Source organism: Flavihumibacter rivuli (genome assembly GCF_018595685.2).
GTDB classification, from domain to species: Bacteria; Bacteroidota; Bacteroidia; order Chitinophagales; family Chitinophagaceae; genus Flavihumibacter; species Flavihumibacter rivuli.
On the sequence record NZ_CP092334.1, the window covers coordinates 775,236 to 797,600 of the forward strand.

The following is a 22,365-nucleotide window of genomic DNA, read 5'->3' on the forward strand; positions in this document are numbered from 1 at the left end:
GGGACAAAGGTAAGCCCTTCAGGGGAATGCCCGTAAGGGTTAGGATGACCGGTTTACCAGCGGGCAATGAGTTTCAGGTTCAACAGCCTTGGGGTAAGCCTGTTGGGAATGGCATAAACGGTATTGGTGTAATCCTTGATCAGGAGGTAAGAAATAGTGTTGGCCCGGTCGATGATATTGAATACTTCCAGTGTGGCCCAGATATTCTCAAAGTTCCTGAACGGGTTATGGCTCCTGCGCTTACTCTTATCGCTGTCCAGCAATAGTGCACTAAACCCGATGTCTATACGCAGGTAAGGGTCAATGACCAGGGCGTTCCTGTACTTGACACTATTCGGGATATTGTACGGAAGGTTGGTGCCATAGATGGTGTTGAGGTACACCTTGAAATTCTTGTTGGTTGACAAATAATCCTGGAAGAAGAGCCCCACGGTGATCAACCGGTCTGTCGGTCGCCTCAGCCAGCCATTTTCGGTTAGGGTGCTGTCAACCGGCCGGTTGAGGGAATCCAAAGTATAGTTATAATAAGTATCTCCGGTGATGTCTTCCCTTGTCCTCATGAAGCCAAGACTAACATAGCTCTCCGCATCCTTGACGATCTCCCCAAAGAGCCGGGCCTCGATCCCCGTCGCATAGGCCTTGGCGTTATTTTCGCCATAATAGCGCATCCGTATATTGTCAATATCATAGGGTACTACATCCCACATCCTTTTGTAATAGGCTTCGGTGGTTAATCGAAGGACCCTGTTCCAGGCCACAAAACTATAATCCAGCCCTGCAGAAACCTGCCAGCTCTTCTGGGCCAGCAGGTCGTAGTTCACGGAGCCATCATACCTGCGCATTTCGCGGTAGAATGGCGGTTGCTGGTAGATGCCTGCTGATGCCTTGAAGATCACGTCCTTTTTCCATTTCATCGGTTTCCAGGAAGCGCCTACGCGGGGGGAGACCAAGAATTCCTTGTTCAGGTCGTTATAGTTGAACCGTAGGCCTGCCTGCAAGGCAAAGCCTGATGAATCGCCAAAACTGATATTGTCCTGTACATATCCGCTTAACCTGTTTACAGTAAAGTCAGCTGTTGATTCCAGGGACTTAAAAAGGAAGAATTCGCTTGCATTATAAGGCAGGGAATAACCGGCACTGTCCTGGTATTCCCATTCCTTCAACTGGTCCTTTACCTTTTGCTGCTCATACGATAGTCCCCAAAGGAAATAATGCCTGCCTTTATCATAAGTGCCCTTATGGGAAAAATTCAATACCGATATGTCCAGTCTGTTTCGGGCATAGTTCTGGAATACACCTGCTCCCAGCGGATTGACGATCAGGCCATAGTCGGCCTCGTTCTTGTCGAATTGCCTTTCACCGAAGAGGTAAGCGCCTGCAATATCGATCGATTCGTTTTCCTTGTTCTGGAACCTTGAGGCCATCCATTTCAGGCGCAGGTTCTTTCTTGCTTGTTGGATGATGGACAGCCCCAGCATATTGGTCTTGTATTGGTCTTCTTCCTGTCCATCAAAATAAATGTCCAGTCCAAGGTTGGCGGAGAAGAAAGGGGAGAAGACGGACGTGGAGGGCTGGCTGAATGCAGGCTTGAATTTGAACCGGGTTTGGGAGAAATTGCCCAAAAGTTCCACTGACCATTTTTCCGAGAACTGCCATGTGAATAATCCCTGGAAGTCTGCAGCGGAGGGTACATAGTTTCCTTCGGTTTCCTGGCTGCTAAGCAGGTTCCGGTTGTTGCGGTGTCTGGCCCCCACCAGGTAGCTGAATCGGTTTTTGGCTCCTGTGCCTTCAAGATGTACCCCCTGTTCCAATAACCCTACATAGGCAGAACCTCCAAAGCGCCTGGGCTTGCGGTAGCCCACATCCAATACACTGGAAAGCTTATCGCCATAGCGTGCCTGGAAGCCTCCGTTGTAAAACTGCACGGAGCGGGTCATTTCAGGGTTGATGAAACTTAATCCCTCCTGCTGGCCGTTGCGCACCAGGTAGGGCCTGAATACCTCGAAATCATTGACGTAAATGAGGTTCTCGTCATAACTACCACCCCTGACCGAATAATTGGAAGTGAGTTCATTGTTGGACCCGACGATCACCTTGATCAGGCTCTCAATGCCGCCGGTGGGAGAGGGGATATTGATGGCCTGTTTGGGATTTAAGGTGACCAGGCCTGCCTCCCTTCTTTGTCGTTGGTCCGTGACCGTTACTTCTTCCAGTTGTGTCACGCCCTTTTCCAATTTGATAGTTACCTGTTCTTCTTCATTAAGGCTCAACAGGAAATTACGCTGAACGGTTTTATAGCCGGTATAGGAAAAGACCAGCGCCAATGCCTTGTCCGCCGGTACTTTTATCATAAAGGTGCCGGAGTCGCTGGTTCGTATTCCAGCACTTCTCCCGAGCAGGGTTACATTCACCCCTGCCAGCGGGCGTTCTTCTTCATCCACCACCTTCCCGCGAATGGTGGCTTGTTTCACCTGTGCAAAGGCGCAGGTGTTCAATAGGCATAAAATGGTGAAAAGGATAAAGCGCATGGCAGGTCTTGAACAGTCAGCTTTGTATGGGGCTAAGATAAGCGTTTCCTCACTCTGTTGCCAGCCCGGCACCTGGACCTGTTCTTTCTATTAAGGGGATCAAAATGGGTTTTCTTTCATCACATTCCAACGGGGCTGCATTAATGATCTATGCAGCTCCGGGTATTGCCTATGTTGACTGCCTGGAGATCTTCTTGAAGGAAGCAATGGCTGCGCTAGGATCGGGGGCATTGAAAATGGAGCTGCCGGCGACAAGGATATCGGCACCTGCGTCTGCAAGGGCTTGCGCGTTTTCCAGGGTAACACCGCCATCTACTTCGATCTTAACATCCAGGCCGAGCTGGTCGATCCGCTGCCTGAGCATCTTCACCTTGTTTAGCGTATGGGGGATGAATTTCTGGCCCCCAAACCCCGGGTTAACGGTCATGATCAGTACAAGGTCGATATCCTGCAGGATGTCCTGCAATAGCTGGACAGGGGTATGGGGATTCAGGGCAACGCCCGCGATCATCCCCATTTTCTTGATCTCCTGGATGGTTCGGTGTAAATGCCTGCAGGCTTCTATATGGACGGTAAGGATGTCGGCACCTGCTTTTCTAAAGGCTTCAATATATCGATCAGGGGCTTCGATCATCAGGTGCACATCACATATCTTCATAGTGGCTTTCCTGATCTGTTCCACTACCGGTAACCCATAGCTGATATTGGGTACGAAACTGCCATCCATAATGTCCAGATGGAACCAGTCCGCCTCGCTTTCATTGAGCATTTTACATTCCGCCCCCAGGTTGAGGAAATCCGATGCCAGTAAAGATGGTGAAACGATCATGGTGCTGTATTGTGGCTTTTAAACTATTGGTTGTGGTTCCTTTGTTTTTGGAATGAATATCCTCTGCAGGCCAGCAGTTAAATGGCCGCAGGTATTTCATTTATTTTCCTTTCAATCTTGCTGCTGCTTCTACTGCTTCCTTGAAGTCCTTGTCCAGTGCATAGGCCCTGGCATAATTGTTCAAGGCTTCCTCTTTCTTTCCTAACTGTTCATAGCACCTTCCCTGCCAATAATAGGCGTCCGGGAATGTATTGGAGACAGTGGATGCCAGTTTGAACTGTTTCAGCGCTTCGTCAAGGTTCTTCTGGTCAAAATATATGATTCCTTTCTCTATATAGGATTGTTCGAATTTCCAGTCGATCCTGATCACCTGGTCAAAAGCTTCCAGCGCCTTGGTAAAGTTCTTTGTATTGGAATAGTATACCCCCTTGATAAAATGGGGATCGATCAATTCGCCGGCTGAGTCGCGCGCTATTACCTGGTCGCAGAGTTCAATGGCCCTCGGGTTCTTTTTTTCTGCATATACGTTAGCGAGGGAGAGGGAGGTAAGTTGAAGGGGTTGGATCTTCAGGGATCGCTCCAGGCTGGAAATGGCTGCGGATGTGTCGCCGGACTGCAGTTGCAGCAATCCCTTTTCATACCAGGCTTCGAAGTCTAGGGAGTCAGCAGCGATCATTTTATCGAAGGACGCTAAAGCTTCGATGTTCTTCCCGCTTTGTACCAATGCTTCGCCCAGCCTTCTTTTAAAATTGGTGTTGGCCGGGTATTGCTTAACCAATTGTTCCAGTATTTGAACGGCTTTCTCTCCTTGACCCATCAGGAAAAGCAGGCTTACCCTGGCCTCGGCAATTTCTTCAGTGGGCTGGATGGTCCAGGCCTTTTCGATATCTGCAGTGGCAAGGTCGTAAATGCCGTTCTGCGTCAGTAATTCAGCCCTACGGTAATATAAGCTGGCATCCTTTGAATTGGAGGCAATAGAATCGGTGATAATGGCATAGGGTGGTTGGGAAAGGATGTTTTCGGCATCGGTGCTGGCCTGGGCCGATTTTTCATCGTTGCCACAGGCGATTGAAAAGCCGATTAGTCCGGCAACCACTATGCGGAAAAGGAATTTCATTTTTCAAATCTAGGGCATTCCCGAAAAATCAGGTACTTGTTTTCCGAACCTCATGGTTGGTTTATTGGTTTATACCAATACTTTTGTGGCTTCATTATACAAATTATGGTACGATTGAATGCGAATAGATGGATCGGATTATTGGGTTTGGCTTGTATTGGCCTGGCAGGATTGAGTTCCTTCATGAATAAAAGGGAAACAGGAAAGCCGGTTATACATGTAGCAGATACGGTTCAGTATCCTGACGAGACCCACTTTACAAATATTCGCCAACTGACCTTTGGCGGCGACAATGCGGAAGCGTATTTCAGTTACGATGGTAAATACCTGGTCTTCCAGAAAACCAACCCGAAGGAAGGGATCAACTGTGACCAGATCTTTATCGGCAAATTACCCACCTCACCCAATGAACCCTTTACGCCCAAAATGGTAAGTCCTGGGAAGGGGCGTACTACCTGCGCTTATTTCCTTCCTGACGGCAAGCATATCATCTATGCCTCTACTCATCTTGGCGGAACTGATTGTCCCCCGGTGCCCGACCGTAGTAAATACGGTAACCGCTATATATGGCCATTGTATGATAGCTATGACATTTTCATGGCTGATACCAACGGTGTCATCGTTAAGCAACTTACCAATGCCAAGGGGTATGATGCCGAAGCTACCCTTTCTCCCGATGGAAAGAAAATGGTCTACACCAGCGACAAGGATGGTGACCTTGAACTTTATATCATGGATTTGAAGACAGGAAAGGAGAAGCGGATCACCAATACCTTGGGCTATGACGGCGGGGCCTGGTTCAGCCGTGATGGTAAGAAACTGATCTGGCGCGCCAGCAGGCCATCTACAGAAGAGGAAGTAAAAGAGTACAAGTCATTGTTGGCCGAACACCTGGTAGCGCCTACCAGGATGGAAGTGTTTACAGCGAATATTGATGGCAGTGAGATGAAACAGGTGACCAACCTGGGGCAGGCCAACTGGGCGCCGGTCTTCATGCCCGACAGCAAGAAGATCGTTTTTGCCTCCAACCATGAATACAAGAGGGGATTCCCATTCAACCTCTACATGATGGATGGCGATGGCTCCAATATGGTAAAAGTAAGTCGCGATAAAGGTTTTGATGCCTTTGCCATGTTCAGCTATGATGGGAAGAAGCTGGTTTTCTGCAGTAACAGGAATAATGGTGGAACCAGGGATACCAATATATTTGTCGCTGACTGGAAGGAATAAATGCCATTCTTCTATGTAATGCGTTCCGCGTTCTTTATATTAATCTTTTATTGAAATTTCTTAAACGATAAATCAAAACCTACAACATGTATAACGGTCTTTTACACTTACATAACCTGATGCGCTGGGTCATCCTGGTGCTGCTGGTTGTTGCAATTCTCAGGCACTTAACGGGAATGAATAAGCGAACCGCTTATACTGCCACAGACCGGAAGGTCGACCTCTTCCTGATGATCTCTGCCCATATTACCCTTTTGGTCGGTTTGTACCAGTGGTTCGCCGGTTCACTCGGACTTAAATTGATCCAGGCTTCTGGAATGGGTGGCGTGATGAAGGATAGTGCCCAGCGTTATTGGGCCGTAGAGCATATGGTGGGAATGATCGTAGTGATCATCCTGATCACCATTGGCAGGGCAAAAGGCAAGCCAGCATCTGCCGGCGCTGCTGAGCACAAGAAGGCCTTGCTGATGTTTGTGCTGGCCTTGCTGATCATCCTGCTCAATGCGCCATGGCCTTTCCGGGAAGGAATAGGAAGGCCCTGGTTCCCGGGTATGTAAGAAAAATAAAGCCGTTCAAACGAACGGCTTTATTTTTTGAATATCAGGCTTTGACTGCTTTCATGAGCTTGATAAAACTTTGCATCTCCTCCATAGTACCTACGCTAACCCGGCAATACTTGCCGTCCGGCTGTTCACTGGATCGCAGCAATACATTCTTGGCCAGCATATCCTTGGCAAAATCACCCTGGTAGTTTCGGAGGTTGAAGAATATGAAGTTGGTAAAGGAAGGCGTGCACCTGAAACCAAGTTTTTCCAGTTCGCTGATGGTAAAGTCGCGTGCTGCAGCATTCTTTTCCTTACTCAGCTTGCTGTGGGCGAGGTCTTTCAGGCTGGCTTGGGCGGCTGTCATGGACAGGGCGCTCATACAGAAATTGGCGTTGTTAAAATGGTTGGCTGCAAGGGCCTTGATAGTGTCCGGGTGTGCCATTACAAAGCCAACACGCATCCCGGCCATGGCATGGATCTTGGAAAATGTCCTCACGATGACGATATTCTTGTTGTCATTGATCAGCGACACCATGGATTCGTTGTAGGGCGCATCCAGGAAATCAATATAGGCTTCGTCAATGGTGACAGTTGCCTGCTTGCTGGCCTCCTGGCAGAATTGCCTGAGCTCAGCAGGTTTCAGCACCGTGCCCGTAGGGTTGGCAGGGTTACAGATATAAACATGGGAGGTCTTGGTGTCGATGGCCTTCATCATGGCACCCAGGTCATGCACTTTCGCGCCATCCAGTGCGATCTCCTTTACGTTTACGCCGATCTTTTTAGCGGTGTTGGGAAGTATGCCAAAGGTTGGATTGGCTGTTACCAGGTCTCCCTGGCTGTAGGCTCTTGCCAATAGGTTGAGGGCTTCCCCGGAACCGGGTGTTACCAGTAAGTGATCAGGGGTGACGCCATAGAAGGTGGCCAGTTCTTTCTTGAAGTTCTGCAGGGATGGGATATTATACTGGTATCGGTGGGCGGAATTGATCATATCCGCTATGGCTTGTTTGGCTGCAGGGGAGAGGCCATAAGGGTTTTCGTTGGAGCCCAGGTTGAGCAGTCCTTGTTCGCTTCCCCAATAGCGGGGCAGGTAGTCTTCACCGCCAAGGGACTTAAAGGAAAAGCTCAGGCCGAATGCTGCCAGGGCGCTTTGTTTCAGCCACTCGCGGCGGGCGATTGGATTGGACATGGTGTGTTCGTTTTGGTTATCCCCGAATTTACAAAATCCATTGCGCATTTAGCCCCTTTTGCCAAGTTCTATCACTTCACAGTCCTTCATGTTTGGGCCGTCGATCACGAAGCGGATGATGGTTCTAACCTTGTGCCAGCCCTGCTTACCCGCAGCGCCAGGGTTCATGTGAAGGCAATTGAGTTCAGGGTCGAATTGTACCTTAAGGATATGGGAGTGGCCAGAAATGAATAGTTGGGGCTTTTCCTCCCTGATCTTTTGCTTCACCCCGGGGGCATACCTGCCGGGGTAGCCGCCAATATGCTTGATATAGACCTTTATGCCTTCTACAGTGAACAGGTTTTCCTCCGGGTAAAAACTTCTGACATCATAGCCATCTATATTCCCGTAGACCCCACGTATCTTGATGCCAGTTGCGGCTTCCAGCTGCTGGGCGATGGCGATGGAGCCAAAATCTCCGGCATGCCATATCTCCTGGCATTGGGAAAAGTGTTGGATGATTTGCTCATCCAGCCAGCCATGAGTGTCGGAGAGCAGGCCGATCTTTGTCATATCAATCCCCGTTTTTCAAGTTCGTCAAAAGCCATTAAAACACCCGGCACCTGGTGTTCCTCCAGGGCATAATCCTTTCGGGAGAAGTACCTAAGGTCCAGGATCTCGTTGCTGGCAACGGGCTGGATTGGTTCATTGCAGAAGAAGCAATCCTGCTCCATCATGATCATATCAGGCTCGCCAAATGCGGGTGCGCTGATATGGGTAAAGTATTCGAGCTGTTCCGGGGAAAGGGCTACCGAAAGTTCTTCCCGGATTTCCCGGACCAAAGCTTCGGCCACAGTCTCGCCCTCATCAACCTTGCCTCCGGGAAGGTACCAGGCCCTCTTTTTAGCAGAAAAGGCCAATAATAACCTGCTATTGTTCACTACCACAAGTCCGGCTGTATGAATCGTTTTCATCATAAAATGGGCGGGAAATTAGGAATTTGTAATTTAGCTTAACGATTCATCGATGCCATTCTTCAGAAATTTTACATGGTGGATAGACAAGCGCCGCTGGAAATACGTCTTCCTGCTGGCCACCTTGGCAATGGGGTCGAGCTAACCTGTTCACGGGCCTCTCACAGGTAAGTGAATAATACTTTCTGCATTTCCTGTAATACCTTAACAGGGCGATCGGGCTTCTAAGTCAATTCATGGGGTATCTATTGTTTGGGGATTCCAAGAAAGGAAAGGGGTTACTCCTTTCAGCGCGAACCAGGCAGGTAATGTTTTTCCAGGAAATCCATTTTGAGGCCTTTCCATTACACTAAGGGTATTGGCAGGATGTAAAAGTTACTAATTGAATTTTGTCGATAGCAACTGTTTGCTTTCGACACTCCGGGTTATAAATGATTTTTCAATGCAACTGATTTTAAATATTTCATATGCCACACTATCATAAACTGGGTGTGATCCCACACAAGCGCCATACGCAATTCCGCAAGGCAGATGGCTCCCTGTATTCCGAGCAATTGTTCTCAACCGAAGGTTTCTCGAACGATTATTCCCTCCTTTACCATTTCCATCCGCCTACTAATATTATAGGGGTAGATGACCCTGTGAACGTTGCCCCTTTGGTGGCTGAGGAGAAAATGCTCAGGCACCGCTGCTTTGAAGGATTCCATGTTAAACCAGAGCCTGACTTCCTCGCCAGCAGGAAACCGGTTTTGGTCAACAGCGATTGCCATATTGTACTGGCCGCCCCCCAACAAAGTATGACCGGGTATTTTTATAAGAATGCGGATGCTGACGAAATGATTTTCGTACATGAAGGTTCCGGTAAACTCAAGACCATGTACGGTAATCTTGATTTTTCCTATGGCGACTACCTGGTGATTCCGAGGGGGACCATTTACCAGATCGAATTCGCTGCCGGGAATAATCGCCTTTTTATTGTTGAATCGTTTAGTCCTATCCGCTATCCTAAACGTTACATGAGCAAATATGGTCAATTATTGGAGCATTCCCCATTCTGCGAGCGCGATATCCGGGCGCCACATGAATTGCTGAGCTTTGATCAAAAAGGCGATTTCCTGATTAAAACCAAGAAGAAAGGGATGATGTATGGGTTGCATTATGGGCACCATCCTTTCGATGTGGTAGGATGGGACGGATGCTGTTACCCCTTTGCCTTCAGTATCCATGATTTTGAACCTATCACCGGCAGGGTTCACCAGCCACCGCCGGTTCACCAGACCTTCGAAGCCCACAATTTTGTTGTTTGTTCTTTTGTGCCCCGTTTGTATGACTACCATCCGGAAGCCATTCCTGCACCGTATAACCACAGCAATATTGATAGCGATGAAGTGCTGTATTACGTTGACGGTGATTTCATGAGCCGCAAGAATGTAACCCGCGGAATGATCACTTTGCATCCTGCAGGCATACCACATGGCCCACACCCGGGCGCGGTTGAAAAATCCATCGGTAAGAAGGATACTGCAGAACTGGCCGTCATGGTAGACACCTTTCACCCCCTGCAACTTACTGTAGATGCACTTTCCATTGAAAACAAGGACTATACCATGTCTTGGGCAGAATAAGGAGTATAACATGAGGTCGGAGACGGGTCGGACGCAAGTCCGACCCGTCTCCGACCCGTCTCCGACCCGTCTCCGACCCGTCTCCGACCCGTCTCCGACCCGTCTCCGACCCGTCTCCGACCAAAACCGTCTATTCACCCCCTTAGAAAGGGTGTTTTATTTTTTGCATACGCTTCTTACTGGAATAGTTTCGATTTATGAAACATTCCAAGACTTTTAGGCCGGACTTTGTAGAGGGTAAGTTTTTCCATTTGTACAACAGGACCAATGATAAGGGATTGCTGTTCAGGGAGGCTGAGGATAGGTACCTGTTCCTGAGGAAATTCAGCCATTACCTGAAGCCTTTCTTGACAACTTACGCCTATAATTTATTAGACACCCACTTTCATGCTGTGATCAAAGTGAAATCGAAAGAAGAGTGTTTAAGCTACCTGAGAACCCTGGATAAAGAAGAGTTGATTAAAGCCGAGGAGGGGTTCTTCAATAGTGGTGATATCAACAAACTGATCGATGCTGAGTTGCAGCGGTTCTTTGCCAGTTATGCCCAGGTTTTCAATACAACCCACGGGCGGCATGGCAATCTTTTCCAACACCGGTTTTGCTGCCCTGAAATTGAGGATGAAGCCCATCTCTTTCAAACCATCGTATATGTGCATGCTAATACCGATAAGCATGGGATCTGTTCTTTCCTTGACTATAAATGGTCTAGTTATCCGGTCATCCTGAATGAAAGACCTGGTATAGTTGATTGCCAGGCTGTACTCAAACTTTTCGGGGGTAAGGAAGCCTTTGAGAAATTCCACCTGGAAAATGTGGAATACTACTATTCCTGCAATACTGGAATGGATATGGATTAAGGAAAACATAGCCCGGACCCTGATGCCGGAAACAAGGGCTAGAAAGATCGCCGGATGGTAATTCACTGATATGATAAATTTTATTATATTCAGACACAAAAATTGCCATATGATCAAAATCAATGACCTTAAGCCGGGCGATTATGTTCTGGCACAATACGAAGGTGAACTATGGGAAGGCATTGTGAATGAATTGAACCGGGAGGATAAGGAAGTATGTGTTCAAACCGAAGTGCAGGATTTCTGGTTCAAGCCGGAGGACCTGAGACCTATCCCACTCAATGACGCACAGCTCATGAAATTCAATTTCGAAAAAGAAGTCCTCGAGAATGGGGCTATCAAGTACAAAAAGGGACCCTTCAGGGTATTGCTGCCCGCCGATGGACGGTTTGATGATTTTGAGATCTGGTACAGGGAAGACCGCCGCCATATCAAGCAGCCTATCAATGTCCATGAACTACAGAATCACTACCTCCAGATGACCAAAGTGGAACTCGCCCGCAATTAACCCCGATATCCCCGCCCGGGTGGGGGACCTGCTATTTTTATGGGAGAAGGTCCTGATTTCTAGCCAGAAGGGTCGAATTTTGGCTAAATTTGGACCTAATTACAACATTTTCAGCCAAAATGGGGAAAAAATCCCCATTTTTTTTCTTATTTGAAGTAATTAATCCTATCTTTGCGCTCCCAAAATCTGTATGGCAAAACAAGCACTCATTAAACAGGATGGCATTATTGTAGAAGCACTTTCGAACGCCATGTTCAAAGTTAAGCTTCAGAACGACCATGAAATATTGGCAACCATTTCCGGCAAAATGAGGATGCACTATATCCGGATTCTGCCTGGTGATAAGGTAGGTGTAGAGATGAGTCCATACGACTTAACAAGGGGTAGGATTATTTTCAGATATAAATAATATAACATCATGAAAGTTCGTGCATCCATCAAGAAGCGCAGTGCTGATTGTAAGATCGTGAGAAGAAAGGGTAAGCTGTACGTGATCAACAAGAAAAACCCACGTTACAAGCAAAGACAAGGGTAATTCCCCCTGACTTTTCCCTCAATTAGTCATTTGTAAATCGAAAATAGAATCAGATTATGGCTCGTATTGCCGGTGTTGACTTACCAAAAAACAAAAGGGGCGAAATTGGCCTTACCTACATTTACGGTATCGGTCGCTCTACAGCGCAGTACATTCTGGAAAAAGCTAATATTAGCTTTGACAAGAAGGTACACCAGTGGAATGACGATGAACTGGCCGCTATCCGTAACATCATCAACGATGAACTGAAGGTAGAAGGACAATTGCGTTCTGAGGTACAGATGAGCATCAAGCGCCTGCTTGATATCGCCTGTTACCGTGGTCTTCGCCACCGTAAAGGGTTGCCTGTTCGTGGTCAGCGTACCAAGACCAACAGCCGCACCCGTAAAGGTAAGCGTAAGACAGTTGCTGGTAAGAAAAAGGCTCCTAAGAAGTAAGACATAGACCCACTGCCGGATCCTTGCTTAGGAGGGGGAGGAGTGGTTCGATCCTGTTGCCTGTGTGGCAGGAATTATTTGTTAAAGATTACCTCAGTTAATTATCATGGCAAAAGCACAAAACAGCGCGAAAGCAGCTGCCAAGAAGAGAGTAGTAAAAGTTGACGCATACGGTGATGCCCACATCACAGCGAGTTTCAACAACATCATCATCAGCTTGACCAACAAGCAGGGTCAGGTTATTTCATGGTCCTCTGCCGGTAAGATGGGTTTCAAGGGTTCTAAGAAGAACACTCCCTATGCCGCCCAGATGGCTTCATCTGACGCCGCTAAAACAGCCCTGGATGCAGGTTTGAAGCGCGTAGATGTTTATGTTAAAGGTCCTGGTTCTGGTCGTGAGAGCGCTATCCGCGCCCTGGCACAGTCCGGTATCGAAGTGGTGATGATCAAAGACGTTACCCCGTTGCCCCACAACGGTTGCCGTCCTCCGAAAAAGCGCCGCGTTTAAGCATACATATTTTACCAAAACCCAAAGTCCACAAGGCTTTGGGTTTTGGATTTTCTATTTTTTTAACCTGGGTGTGCAATTGATTTTAGATTTTTAATGATTGCACACTGTAACTAAAAAATCAAGCTAATATGGCACGTTACACTGGTCCAAAGACCAAAATTTCCCGCATCTTCGGTGAGCCCATCCTGGGTAACGGTAAGTGGTTGAACAAGAACAGCAACCCTCCCGGTCAGCATGGTGCCGCCCGCAAGCGTAAGAGCCTGGGTGAATACGCCCTTCAGCTCCGCGAAAAGCAAAAAGCCAAGTATACCTATGGTGTACTCGAGCGCCAGTTCCGTAAGACTTTCGAAGAGGCTGCCCGTCGTAAGGGTGTTACAGGTGAAAACCTGATCAAACTCCTGGAAGCCCGTCTGGATAACACTGTTTTCCGTCTTGGTATCGCTGCTTCTCGTCCTGCTGCCCGTCAGCTGGTGAGCCATAAGCATATCATGGTGAACGGTGAAGTAGTGAACATTCCTTCTTTCCAACTGCAGCCTGGTGATATCATCACCTTCAAGCCTGCTTCTTCCGAGAAGAGCGGTTTGACCAGCCAGGTACGTGGTAAGAACCAGAAGTTCAGCTGGCTGGATTGGAACGAAAGCGAGATGAAAGGTACTTTTATTGCTTATCCTGAGCGTGAAAGCGTTCCTGAGAACATCAAGGAGCAACTGATCGTTGAATTGTACTCTAAGTAATAGCGGATAATATTTATTTATTCGTTATATTGAGCGCTTGTGCAGGACCGATGTCCTGCTGAAGGGTAAACAAAAACCATCATCCACAAAACGTAAATCGTACAAACAAATGGCCATTTTAAACTTTCAGAAACCCGACAAAATCGTTTTGCAAAAGGCAACCGATTTTGAAGCACAATTCGAATTCCGTCCGCTGGAGCCTGGTTACGGTGTAACCATCGGTAATGCCCTGCGCAGGGTACTGCTGAGCTCTTTGGAAGGATACGCAATTGTGGGTATCAGAATTGAAGGGGCTGAACATGAATTCGCTACTATCAAAGGCGTTACGGAAGATCTTACCGAGATCATCCTGAACCTGAAGCAGGTACGCTTCAAAAAGGTGGTGGATACAGAGGTTTCTAACGAAAAGATCGTTCTTCATATCAAAGGCAAGACCGAGTTCACTGCCGGTATGATCCAGGAAGGCTCCCAGAGCTTCCAGATCATGAACCCTGAACTGCTGATCTGCACTATGGATCCTTCCGCTAAGCTGGAGATCGAACTGACCATCGGTAAAGGCCGTGGTTATGTTCCGGCTGAAGAGAACAAGGTTAAGGATGCTCCCCTGGGCTACATACCCATCGACTCTATCTTCACCCCCATCAAGAACGTGAAGTACAGTGTGGAAAACACCCGTGTTGAGCAGCGTACCGACTTCGAAAAGCTGATCATGGAAGTGGCTACCGATGGTACCATCCATCCTGAAGAAGCTGTTAAGCAGGCTTCACGCATCCTGATCCAGCACCTGATGATCATCACTGATGAGAACATCACTTTCGATAATAAGGAAGAGAAGAAGGAAGACTTGGTAGACGAGCAGACCCTGCAACTGCGCAAGGTGCTGAAGACCCCACTGGAAGACCTCGATCTTTCCGTGCGCGCCTTCAACTGCTTGAAAGCTGCCAAGATCAACTCCCTGAGCGAACTGGTTCAGTACGAGCAGGAAGACCTGATGAAGTTCCGCAACTTCGGTCAGAAGTCACTCGCCGAGATCGAGCAGGTGCTCCACGAGCGCGGCCTGAGCTTTGGTATGGACCTGGCCAAGCTGGGAATCGATAAAGAAGATTAATGCTTTTAAGGATGGGTAGTGAAACGCAGCAATGCTCCTCGCTATCCATCTTTTTTCAATTTCTATTTTATAACGTAGGCTGCAATTCCTGACACGGTGCAGCTGGTAAACTAAAATGTCATGCGTCACGGAGACAAAATCAACAACCTGGGCCGTAAGAAAGCCCACCGCGAAGCCCTCTTGGCTAACCTGGCTATCAACCTGATCGAGCACAAGCGTATCGTTACCACCCTGGCTAAGGCCAAGGCCCTGCGTACCTACGTTGAGCCGCTGATCACGAAGGCCAAGAACAATGATACCCACAACCGTCGTGTGGTGTTCAGCTACCTGCAAAACAAGGAAGCTGTTGCTGAATTGTTCAGCACAGTTGCTGAGAAAGTAGCTGGCCGTCCTGGTGGTTACACCCGTATCATCAAGTTGGGTGCCCGCGTAGGTGACAACGCCGAAACAGCCATGATTGAACTGGTTGATTTCAACGAAATTTATGGTAAAGCAGCTGCTGCCAAGGCTGAGCCCGCCAAGAAGACCCGTCGTGGTGGTAAGAAGGCCGCTACTAAGGCTGAAGCTGAAACCAACGTTGAAGCAACCCCTGAAGCTCCTGCTGCTGAAGCAGCTGAAAAGGCAGCCGAATAAGTCAGTATGGATGATTGATTTTATAAAAGCAGAATGGTTTTCCATTCTGCTTTTTTTATGTCCCTAAGGCCAGTCCGGGTTAAAATCCGCTAAAGGGCAAAAAAATGGCCGGAATGTTTTAATCATTTCTTTTCTTTGCAAAACTTTTCCAATCAACATGTCGAACAGATCACAACAACAAGCTATCCTGGTTCTGGAGGATGGTTCGGTTTACTATGGCAAGTCATTTGGTGCACAGGGTACCACTACCGGGGAATTGTGCTTTAATACCGGAATGACCGGCTACCAGGAAGTGTTTACCGATCCCAGCTATTACGGACAGGTGATCATTATGAACAATGTTCATATTGGTAACTATGGCGTTAAGGATGAGGATGTTGAGTCCAACAGTGTAAAGATCCGTGGTCTGATCGGCCGTAACCTGGAAGAACAGTACAGCCGCCGCCTAGCAAAAGGCTCGCTGGATGAGTACCTGAAGGCCAACAATGTCGTAGCCATCGAGGATATCGATACCCGGTCACTGGTTGCCAAAGTTCGCGTTGAAGGGGCCATGAACTGTATCATTTCTTCCGAGATCACTGATGTGGAAGAGCTGAAACGCATGGTAATGGAAGTGCCTTCCATGGGCGGACTGGAATTGGCCAGCAAGGTGACTACCGATGTGCCCTATGAAATGGGTGACCCCAATTCCCCGATCAGGATCGCCGTGCTGGATTTCGGTGTGAAGCAGCATATCCTGCATTGCATGGTGGATCGCGGCGCCTATGTTCGCGTTCATCCAGCCAAAACACCCCTTGAAGAACTGAAGAAGTTCAATCCCGATGGATATTTCATTTCCAATGGTCCCGGTGACCCGGCTCCCATGGATTATGCCATCCAAACCGTAAAGGATATCCTGGCCGAAAATAAGCCACTTTTCGGCATCTGCCTGGGACACCAGTTACTGGCCCTGGCCAATGGCATCCCCACCTTTAAAATGCACCATGGCCACCGCGGATTGAACCACCCGGTTAAGAATATCATCACCGGAAGGTGCGAGATCACCACCCAGAACCACGGGTTCGGGGTAGACCCGGAAGCGGTTAAGCATGCCGATCATATTGAGATCACCCATGTGAACCTTAACGACCAGTCCATCGAAGGGATCAGGGTCAAGGGTAAACAAGCTTTCTCCGTGCAATACCACCCGGAAAGCACTCCCGGACCGCATGACAGTCGTTACCTCTTCGATGATTTCATTGCCATGATCAAGGCTTCAAAAAACTAAGCTATATTACCGCCTCACCAGAGGCGGTTTTTTTATGCAGCAAAGCCAGTTGGAAACGGAACGGTTCTGGCTCGTCCCGGTGGGGGACAGTGACCAGGATATCGTATTCCAGGGACTCAGTGATCCCCGCGTAACCCAATATTATGGGGTTAGCTACAACAGCTACGAAGCCACAAAGGCCCAGATGGACTTTTATGCCAGGCATTGGGCTGAAGGGACCGGTGCTTTCTGGATGGTGGTGGAAAGGTCATCCGGCCTTAGGGCTGGGGTATTTGGCGGGTATCATTTCCAACCCCAACATCAAAAGCTTGAAATAGGGTATTGGCTCCTGCCTAAATTCTGGGGCAAGGGTATTGCATCCGAAGTAATGCCAGTCTTCCTGAAAGCCCTTATAGATGGATTCCATCTGCACCGGATAGAAGCATGGGTGGAAGCAGGCAATGAAGCCAGTTGTTTGCTGCTGGAGCTTTCCGGATTTGTGAAGGAAGGTTTTCATAAGGATACCGAGATCAAGAACGGCCAATTCATCAGCCTGATGAGTTATGCCTTACTGGTGAATTCCTGATGCCTGAAGCCCTGGGTCCCCCTTCTTATGGAGTTCCTAAAAGGCCTGCCAACATCCTGTTATTTCCTGTATTTTTATTGCATGACTATCGCAATCATCAATGGCCCTAACCTGAACCTGCTCGGCAAAAGGGAGCCTGGAGTTTATGGCAACCAGGATTTTGAAACCTATCTCGAAGAGCTCAAATCACTGTTCCCATCCATCTCTTTTAGTTTTTACCAAAGTAATGTTGAAGGGGAACTGATCAATGAATTGCAAAGGGTGGGCTATACTGTCGATGGCATCATCATGAATCCCGGAGGGTATACCCATACATCTGTTGCTATTGGCGATACGATTGCGGCCATCACTGCGCCCCTGGTAGAGGTGCATATCAGCAATGTTCATGCCCGCGAGGACTTCCGCAAACTCTCCCATGTTTCCGCCAAGGCAAAAGGAACCATCTGTGGTTTAGGATTGAAAGGCTATGAACTGGCTGTTCACTACCTCATCTCTGTTAAAAATTAGTCAGTTGGGCTACTGGCGACAAATACAAGCGCTGGATAAGAGAACCTTTCGTTGGGGGCTGGCCCTGGCATTCGCCTACCTGGTCTTTTCAGTGCTGCCCCTTCCGGCCATCACCCCCTTCCTGAAATTCGGTATGTTTAGTGACCCGGTCGGAAGGCCTGATACGATTGCTGTGGTTAAGATCTATGTCAATGGGAACCTGCTCAGTCCTTCCAGGCTTTCCATTATGAAATGGGATCAACTGACCGGACCCCTGACCCAAAGGATCAATGAACTGGATCCAATATACCAGCAAATAGGAAGCAAGAACCGCTTCCTCCAAAAGGCAGGTCTCAACGAACAAACCATTCCCGATAGCCTGATCAGAAACTCAATAGATGAAAACGCCTTCCTGGATTGGAATGCTGCCAATTTGGAAAGACTGTTACAGGTAAGGATAGATAGTTTCAGGGTCACCAGGCATGGATATACCATGGATCGCTTACTCATTCCCGTTAGTGAAGAAAAAACCATCTGGTCCTATGCCCGCCATCCATAACATCCGCAAGCAGCTACAATTCCTCTACCTGGCCGGTTTCGTGTTGATGGCTGTAGTGAGAAGTGCGAATGGGCTCTGGCTCGGTCTCGCAGATCCCGTATTGTATGCAGATACTTATAACCTGGTCACCTGGGGACTGCGCTTATCGGGATTCCTGCATTGGTTGACGCAACACCCTGTTGTTTTCGGATTACTCGATATCGCCTATGTTGTGCTCAACCTCGGCATCATCGCAACTGCCTTATTCAGGCCTTTTAATCGCTGTATTCTGCTACTGCTTTGCTATAATTTTTGTTATGCCAGCATAGCCGCTGCCTGTGGCTTGCATACTGTGGAAATGCAACTGAGCTGGCTGTTGATGCCCCTTCTTTTCCTGCACATCCATGAAAAACACTGGATCCAGCTATTTCATTTCATGAGGGCCTTCTTCCTGTTCTATTTTGCTTCTGCAGGCATTTGGAAGCTGCTCCGGGGTAGCCTTTTCAGTAAGGAGCATTTTGTCAATGTATTGCTGCTGCAGCATAAGGAATTGCTGGCCCTTGACCCTGATGGCTGGCAGGCTGAAGGTATTTACTGGCTGGTCAACCATCCCCTGGTATGCCAGTTGGTCTTTGTGCTGGCGACTGCCATCGAGCTTTTTTTCCTTGCCGGTTTCTTTACCTTAAGGTTCGACAGGTTATTGTTCTGGCTCTATGTGGCTTTTGTAGTGGCGGATATTTTCCTAATGCGAATCCTGTACGCGGAAACCATTCCTCTAGCTATGGTCCTGTTGTTCTCGGCCCAATTGCAGGAGAAAGTAGAACACATTATGAACCCGGCAAAAGCAACCATTCCCGGCCGCTAGGTATTTCCTGGTCATAAAAACACCCGCATCAAAAGGGCGAAACCATTATCCTGCTTAGGCATTCCGGTCAACTGGATGATATGAAGGCCGGTCCTGCTCCATGTTTTGAACACTTCCCCCTTGCTGCACTTGAGTATCTTTTTTTCAATATCTGGCTGGATACTGCCCCTCGCCATCCAGCCAAGGTCGCCTTTTGTTTTCCCTTCCCCGCCCATGCTATAGGTCATGGCCATATCAGCCATGGTGGCTGACCCTGATCTTATCCTGTCAATGATGCTATTGGCCAATGAGTCGGCCACCCTGGGTGCCAAAACAGCTGTATCCAGGAATACCTGGCTGATCCGGTAAAACTCATTCGGGGCCTTGGCCATTACCTGCACCAGGTATTTACCCTCAAATGGACCATACACTTTGCCGGGCTTCCCTTTATAGGCTAAGGAATCTGCCAGACCGAGGAAATAATTCGCATTCCTGATCACCACCGTGTCCAAAGAATACTTCTTCTTTAAGGAATCCCGCACATAGGCGATAGGGTTAGCGGCCTGCTCCAGTTTTGATTTCATCTGGTTTATGGTCAACCGCTGCCCTGAAACCTGGGTGGCAACGATACATGATAACAGGATTAGCAACTTCTTCATTCCTGCAAATTAAACGAGGAACCCCAATCCGGGATCCCTCGTTGCTGTTAATTGTAGTTATTTTTCTTGTCAGAGTTTGTCTTCCTGCTTGACCGGCGACTTGGGTTGCCTCTGTTCCGCTTCAGCCTTTTTTTTCTCATAATAGGCTTTATCGACCAGTAGTTTCTGCACATCATTCAGTTTCGCGATGTAAAGACTCCTGCCATGTGTGCCCAGCACTAGTTCATTCTCTCCCTTGTGGATGGCAATATCGTGCACAGGAATGGATTTGGGCAAGCCATTATTCATGGCCATAAAGCTTTGGCCTGCATCAATGCTAACGTATAAGCCACCATCTGTTCCCACATAGAGGATGCTGTCTGATTTCGGGTCTTCGCGGATCACGTTCACCGGTTCCAGCGGGAGGTTCTTCCCGATCTGGCTCCAGGTATCGCCATAGTCTTCACTTACATACACATAGGCATTGAAATGATCATCCCTGTAACCATTCAGCGTAACATACACACGACCTTCCTTATAGGCACTCGCAACAATCCTGCTTACATACAATCCCTGGGGAAGCTCGGGTATTTTTTTTGCTGGCTTACCGATTGGTGTCCAGGTATACCCCCCGTCTTTTGACCGATGAAGCAGTCCATCATCTGAACCGGTGTACAACAGTCCGAAGCGCAAAGGTGATTCTGCAATAGTAGTAATGCTCCCGAATGGAACATCACCCTGCCTTGGACCACCGGTAAGGTCACCACTCATGGCCTGCATGGTTTCGCCTTTGTCCATGGAGCGGTGGAAGCGGTTGGTGGCATAGTACAGGATATCCTGGTTGTGCTGGCTCAATAAAATGGGGGTTTGCCAGTTGAAACGCAGCGGGTATTCGCCTAATTCATGTTGAGGGCGGATTCCTTTCCTCTCTTTGGATTCTTTATTTAGCCTGGAATATACCCCAAATTGGAATCCTGAATAAACGGTCTTATTATCCCTGGTATCTACCTGAACCTGCATGCCATCACCGCCATTCAGCATTTTATAGGCATAGTCACCATTGTCCATCCAGCCAATATCTTCCTTATGTGTAGAAGGACCATACCAGGAGCCATTATCCTGCAGGCCGCCATAAACATTATAAGGCTTGGCGTTATCCACATTGATGGCATAGAACTGGCCGACTGCCGGCGTATTGGCCTTGAACCAGTTTTCGCCATTGTCGTAACTGATATTACAGCCACCATCATTCCCATTGATAATATGGCTGTCCTTCTTAGGGTTGATCCAAAGGGCATGGTGGTCAGCATGCACATTGTTCTTGTCAATGGTCTTGAAGTTCTTGCCACCATCTGTGCTCATCTGGGCATAGAAGCCCAGGATATGCACTTTATTGGCGTCATAGGGCGATACATAGATCTTCCCGAAATAATAGCCATAGGTATTGTAAATGCCTATGGGCTTTTCATGCGTTTTCTTCCAGGTCTTGCCTCCATCATCACTGCGATACACTTCGCAGCCAGTGATGGATTTGTTTTGGAAGCCATCATCCACGAAAAGGTAATCATGAATGGCGGTAGGTTTGATCTTGTCTGCTTTCACCATCTCCTTAACACTGGCCGCCGTGTATTTCTGGGGCATCCTGTTGGCACGCATGAATTTGTTCAGCTTGTTGTCGTCAAGGGCAAGGAACTGTTCTTTAGTGAGTGCTTTGAAATCCTTCAACTGGTAAATAGTGTCCACTTTTTTGGTACTGGTATCGGGCAGGGGGAACTGGTTGTCGACTACCGCATAAACAGTTTGGGGGTTGGCCGGGAATACTGCCACACCGATCCTTCCCACGCCATCCCCATGGATGAACCCTGAGCCGGGACCGCTCACCAGCTGCCAGTTATTGCCGCCATCCGTGCTTTTATAGATGCCGCTGGTCTTTCCGCTTTCCTCGAAATTCCAGGCCCTGCGGGTACGGTACCACATGGCCGCGTAAACTTCATTGGGGTTTGCTGGATTGATGTCCAGGTCAACTGCCCCTGTATTTTCATCCACAAATAAAGCCTGCTTCCATGTCTTGCCTCCGTCCGTTGTCTTGTATACCCCCCTTTCCTTGTTGGGGGAATAGAGATGGCCTAAAACGGCCACCCATGCTGTATTGGGGTCTGAAGGGTGGAGCTGGATCTTGCCAATATGGTGCGATTCCGGTAAGCCGGTGTATTCCCAGCTTTTGCCGTTATTGCTGCTCTTATAGATGCCCATGCCGGCATAGGAAGATCGACTGCTGTTCACTTCCCCGGTTCCGACCCAGATGGTCCGGTTTGACCAATTCACCGCTATATCCCCTATGCCAATGATGGATTCATTGTCAAAAATGGGGGTGAAGGATTGCCCATTGTTCACGGTATGCCATAGTCCCCCGGTAGCATAGGCCACATAAAATTCGGTAGGGTCCTCAGGGTTGGCGTCAATATCTACCACCCGGCCGCTCATGACCGTCGGGCCAATATTCCTGAAAGGGATATCGTTGACCAGGGAGTTTTGCTCCAGGGCAACACGATTTTGCAAGCTTTTAAGACGTTCTTCCGCAGAGGTTGGCTTGATTTGTGCGTAGTTTTGGTTGGAAACTAGGGCAAGCACCAGGCCGGTAAAAAGGGCCGGACGAAAAATGGAAGGGAATGATAACATAAGTAGCCTTGG

General features: G+C 48.3%; 25 protein-coding genes. 17 read left to right on the forward strand and 8 right to left on the reverse strand.

Annotated elements, in window-relative coordinates; translation table 11 throughout:
• Positions 1 to 53 precede the first annotated feature (53 nt).
• From KJS94_RS03445 to KJS94_RS03455, 3 genes are all read right to left on the reverse strand, one after another.
• On the reverse strand, positions 54 to 2,528 hold the full coding sequence (locus tag KJS94_RS03445; protein WP_214449074.1) for a TonB-dependent receptor: 2,475 nt from the start codon (positions 2,526 to 2,528) through the stop codon (positions 54 to 56).
• Positions 2,529 to 2,697: 169 nt separating this feature from the next.
• Positions 2,698 to 3,357, reverse strand: coding sequence for a ribulose-phosphate 3-epimerase (gene rpe, locus KJS94_RS03450; RefSeq protein ID WP_214449073.1), 660 nt, complete (start codon positions 3,355 to 3,357; stop codon positions 2,698 to 2,700).
• Between the two features lie 100 nt (positions 3,358 to 3,457).
• Positions 3,458 to 4,474 carry a tetratricopeptide repeat protein gene (locus KJS94_RS03455; protein WP_214449072.1) on the reverse strand — a complete coding sequence of 339 codons (1,017 nt, stop codon included), beginning with the start codon at positions 4,472 to 4,474 and terminating at the stop codon, positions 3,458 to 3,460.
• 105 nt (positions 4,475 to 4,579) lie between these two features.
• Here KJS94_RS03455 and KJS94_RS03460 point away from each other — a divergent pair, with 105 nt between their 5' ends.
• On the forward strand, positions 4,580 to 5,704 hold the full coding sequence (locus tag KJS94_RS03460) for a TolB family protein (protein ID WP_239804277.1): 1,125 nt from the start codon (positions 4,580 to 4,582) through the stop codon (positions 5,702 to 5,704).
• Between the two features lie 86 nt (positions 5,705 to 5,790).
• Entirely contained in the window at positions 5,791 to 6,261 is a 471-nt protein-coding gene (locus KJS94_RS03465; protein ID WP_214449070.1) for a hypothetical protein, read from the forward strand.
• Positions 6,262 to 6,304: 43 nt separating this feature from the next.
• Here KJS94_RS03465 and KJS94_RS03470 read toward each other — a convergent pair whose 3' ends face one another.
• The 3 genes from KJS94_RS03470 to KJS94_RS03480 are packed head-to-tail and all read right to left on the reverse strand — an operon-like array spanning position 6,305 to position 8,391.
• On the reverse strand, positions 6,305 to 7,435 hold the full coding sequence (locus KJS94_RS03470) for a pyridoxal phosphate-dependent aminotransferase (protein WP_214449069.1): 1,131 nt from the start codon (positions 7,433 to 7,435) through the stop codon (positions 6,305 to 6,307).
• Positions 7,436 to 7,483: 48 nt separating this feature from the next.
• A complete protein-coding gene (locus KJS94_RS03475; protein ID WP_214449068.1) occupies positions 7,484 to 7,987 on the reverse strand; it encodes a metallophosphoesterase family protein in 504 nt (167 codons plus the stop codon).
• Positions 7,984 to 8,391, reverse strand: coding sequence for an NUDIX hydrolase (locus KJS94_RS03480; protein WP_239804278.1), 408 nt, complete (start codon positions 8,389 to 8,391; stop codon positions 7,984 to 7,986). Before KJS94_RS03480 ends, KJS94_RS03475 begins: the two co-directional genes overlap by 4 nt.
• A 464-nt stretch (positions 8,392 to 8,855) precedes the next feature.
• On the opposite strand from KJS94_RS03480, the gene KJS94_RS03485 reads away from it, so the two are divergent.
• From KJS94_RS03485 to KJS94_RS03555, 15 genes are all read left to right on the forward strand, one after another.
• Positions 8,856 to 10,013 carry a homogentisate 1,2-dioxygenase gene (locus KJS94_RS03485; RefSeq protein WP_214449067.1) on the forward strand — a complete coding sequence of 386 codons (1,158 nt, stop codon included), beginning with the start codon at positions 8,856 to 8,858 and terminating at the stop codon, positions 10,011 to 10,013.
• A gap of 197 nt (positions 10,014 to 10,210) precedes the next feature.
• Entirely contained in the window at positions 10,211 to 10,870 is a 660-nt protein-coding gene (locus KJS94_RS03490; protein ID WP_214449066.1) for a hypothetical protein, read from the forward strand.
• A gap of 109 nt (positions 10,871 to 10,979) precedes the next feature.
• A complete protein-coding gene (locus tag KJS94_RS03495) occupies positions 10,980 to 11,378 on the forward strand; it encodes a hypothetical protein (RefSeq protein ID WP_239804279.1) in 399 nt (132 codons plus the stop codon).
• Between the two features lie 190 nt (positions 11,379 to 11,568).
• Complete coding sequence (gene infA, locus KJS94_RS03500) at positions 11,569 to 11,787, forward strand: translation initiation factor IF-1 (RefSeq protein ID WP_039128617.1); 219 nt, start codon at positions 11,569 to 11,571, stop codon at positions 11,785 to 11,787.
• Positions 11,788 to 11,796: 9 nt separating this feature from the next.
• Complete coding sequence (gene ykgO, locus KJS94_RS03505; protein WP_046369371.1) at positions 11,797 to 11,913, forward strand: type B 50S ribosomal protein L36; 117 nt, start codon at positions 11,797 to 11,799, stop codon at positions 11,911 to 11,913.
• A 56-nt stretch (positions 11,914 to 11,969) separates the two neighbouring features.
• A complete protein-coding gene (gene rpsM, locus KJS94_RS03510; protein WP_214449065.1) occupies positions 11,970 to 12,350 on the forward strand; it encodes a 30S ribosomal protein S13 in 381 nt (126 codons plus the stop codon).
• A gap of 106 nt (positions 12,351 to 12,456) precedes the next feature.
• Complete coding sequence (gene rpsK / locus KJS94_RS03515) at positions 12,457 to 12,858, forward strand: 30S ribosomal protein S11 (protein ID WP_214449064.1); 402 nt, start codon at positions 12,457 to 12,459, stop codon at positions 12,856 to 12,858.
• Between the two features lie 131 nt (positions 12,859 to 12,989).
• Positions 12,990 to 13,595: a 30S ribosomal protein S4 gene (gene rpsD / locus KJS94_RS03520; RefSeq protein WP_214449063.1), complete on the forward strand. Its 606-nt coding sequence runs from the start codon at positions 12,990 to 12,992 to the stop codon at positions 13,593 to 13,595.
• A 109-nt stretch (positions 13,596 to 13,704) separates the two neighbouring features.
• Positions 13,705 to 14,703, forward strand: a complete 999-nt coding sequence (locus tag KJS94_RS03525) for a DNA-directed RNA polymerase subunit alpha (RefSeq protein WP_214449062.1) — start codon at positions 13,705 to 13,707, stop codon at positions 14,701 to 14,703.
• Between the two features lie 120 nt (positions 14,704 to 14,823).
• Positions 14,824 to 15,336: a 50S ribosomal protein L17 gene (gene rplQ, locus KJS94_RS03530; protein WP_214449061.1), complete on the forward strand. Its 513-nt coding sequence runs from the start codon at positions 14,824 to 14,826 to the stop codon at positions 15,334 to 15,336.
• A 157-nt stretch (positions 15,337 to 15,493) separates the two neighbouring features.
• Positions 15,494 to 16,603, forward strand: coding sequence for a glutamine-hydrolyzing carbamoyl-phosphate synthase small subunit (gene carA, locus KJS94_RS03535; protein ID WP_214449060.1), 1,110 nt, complete (start codon positions 15,494 to 15,496; stop codon positions 16,601 to 16,603).
• Between the two features lie 34 nt (positions 16,604 to 16,637).
• A complete protein-coding gene (locus tag KJS94_RS03540) occupies positions 16,638 to 17,168 on the forward strand; it encodes a GNAT family N-acetyltransferase (protein WP_214449059.1) in 531 nt (176 codons plus the stop codon).
• An 81-nt stretch (positions 17,169 to 17,249) separates the two neighbouring features.
• Positions 17,250 to 17,675: a type II 3-dehydroquinate dehydratase gene (gene aroQ / locus KJS94_RS03545; protein WP_214449058.1), complete on the forward strand. Its 426-nt coding sequence runs from the start codon at positions 17,250 to 17,252 to the stop codon at positions 17,673 to 17,675.
• A 4-nt stretch (positions 17,676 to 17,679) separates the two neighbouring features.
• Positions 17,680 to 18,213, forward strand: coding sequence for a hypothetical protein (locus KJS94_RS03550; protein WP_214449057.1), 534 nt, complete (start codon positions 17,680 to 17,682; stop codon positions 18,211 to 18,213).
• Positions 18,197 to 19,057, forward strand: a complete 861-nt coding sequence (locus tag KJS94_RS03555) for a hypothetical protein (RefSeq protein ID WP_214449056.1) — start codon at positions 18,197 to 18,199, stop codon at positions 19,055 to 19,057. The genes KJS94_RS03550 and KJS94_RS03555 overlap by 17 nt, the downstream gene beginning before the upstream one ends.
• Before the next feature lie 11 nt (positions 19,058 to 19,068).
• Here the strand turns inward: KJS94_RS03555 and KJS94_RS03560 are convergent, their stop codons facing one another.
• Positions 19,069 to 19,695 (reverse strand): peptidylprolyl isomerase, encoded by a 627-nt coding sequence (locus KJS94_RS03560; protein WP_214449055.1) that lies wholly within the window; start codon positions 19,693 to 19,695, stop codon positions 19,069 to 19,071.
• A 69-nt stretch (positions 19,696 to 19,764) separates the two neighbouring features.
• The gene (locus tag KJS94_RS03565; RefSeq protein ID WP_214449054.1) at positions 19,765 to 22,353 is read right to left on the reverse strand and encodes a VPS10 domain-containing protein; all 2,589 of its coding nucleotides are present in this window, start codon (positions 22,351 to 22,353) and stop codon (positions 19,765 to 19,767) included.
• Between the last annotated feature and the right edge of the window lie 12 nt (positions 22,354 to 22,365).

Bases quoted from the DNA above. Each gene is read 5' to 3' on its own strand.
- KJS94_RS03490 (WP_214449066.1), top strand. From the start codon at position 10,211: ATGAAACATTCCAAGACTTTTAGGCCGGACTTTGTAGAGGGTAAGTTT.
- rpsM (WP_214449065.1), top strand. From the start codon at position 11,970: ATGGCTCGTATTGCCGGTGTTGACTTACCAAAAAACAAAAGGGGCGAA.
- KJS94_RS03555 (WP_214449056.1), top strand. From the start codon at position 18,197: ATGCCCGCCATCCATAACATCCGCAAGCAGCTACAATTCCTCTACCTG.
- ykgO (WP_046369371.1), top strand. From the start codon at position 11,797: ATGAAAGTTCGTGCATCCATCAAGAAGCGCAGTGCTGATTGTAAGATC.
- rpe (WP_214449073.1), bottom strand. From the start codon at position 3,357: ATGATCGTTTCACCATCTTTACTGGCATCGGATTTCCTCAACCTGGGG.
- KJS94_RS03565 (WP_214449054.1), bottom strand. From the start codon at position 22,353: ATGTTATCATTCCCTTCCATTTTTCGTCCGGCCCTTTTTACCGGCCTG.
- KJS94_RS03475 (WP_214449068.1), bottom strand. From the start codon at position 7,987: ATGACAAAGATCGGCCTGCTCTCCGACACTCATGGCTGGCTGGATGAG.
- infA (WP_039128617.1), top strand. From the start codon at position 11,569: ATGGCAAAACAAGCACTCATTAAACAGGATGGCATTATTGTAGAAGCA.
- KJS94_RS03455 (WP_214449072.1), bottom strand. From the start codon at position 4,474: ATGAAATTCCTTTTCCGCATAGTGGTTGCCGGACTAATCGGCTTTTCA.
- KJS94_RS03525 (WP_214449062.1), top strand. From the start codon at position 13,705: ATGGCCATTTTAAACTTTCAGAAACCCGACAAAATCGTTTTGCAAAAG.
- carA (WP_214449060.1), top strand. From the start codon at position 15,494: ATGTCGAACAGATCACAACAACAAGCTATCCTGGTTCTGGAGGATGGT.
- rplQ (WP_214449061.1), top strand. From the start codon at position 14,824: ATGCGTCACGGAGACAAAATCAACAACCTGGGCCGTAAGAAAGCCCAC.
- KJS94_RS03495 (WP_239804279.1), top strand. From the start codon at position 10,980: ATGATCAAAATCAATGACCTTAAGCCGGGCGATTATGTTCTGGCACAA.
- KJS94_RS03465 (WP_214449070.1), top strand. From the start codon at position 5,791: ATGTATAACGGTCTTTTACACTTACATAACCTGATGCGCTGGGTCATC.
- KJS94_RS03460 (WP_239804277.1), top strand. From the start codon at position 4,580: ATGGTACGATTGAATGCGAATAGATGGATCGGATTATTGGGTTTGGCT.
- aroQ (WP_214449058.1), top strand. From the start codon at position 17,250: ATGACTATCGCAATCATCAATGGCCCTAACCTGAACCTGCTCGGCAAA.
- KJS94_RS03445 (WP_214449074.1), bottom strand. From the start codon at position 2,528: ATGCGCTTTATCCTTTTCACCATTTTATGCCTATTGAACACCTGCGCC.
- KJS94_RS03485 (WP_214449067.1), top strand. From the start codon at position 8,856: ATGCCACACTATCATAAACTGGGTGTGATCCCACACAAGCGCCATACG.
- rpsD (WP_214449063.1), top strand. From the start codon at position 12,990: ATGGCACGTTACACTGGTCCAAAGACCAAAATTTCCCGCATCTTCGGT.
- KJS94_RS03540 (WP_214449059.1), top strand. From the start codon at position 16,638: ATGCAGCAAAGCCAGTTGGAAACGGAACGGTTCTGGCTCGTCCCGGTG.
- KJS94_RS03470 (WP_214449069.1), bottom strand. From the start codon at position 7,435: ATGTCCAATCCAATCGCCCGCCGCGAGTGGCTGAAACAAAGCGCCCTG.
- KJS94_RS03560 (WP_214449055.1), bottom strand. From the start codon at position 19,695: ATGAAGAAGTTGCTAATCCTGTTATCATGTATCGTTGCCACCCAGGTT.
- KJS94_RS03480 (WP_239804278.1), bottom strand. From the start codon at position 8,391: ATGATGAAAACGATTCATACAGCCGGACTTGTGGTAGTGAACAATAGC.
- rpsK (WP_214449064.1), top strand. From the start codon at position 12,457: ATGGCAAAAGCACAAAACAGCGCGAAAGCAGCTGCCAAGAAGAGAGTA.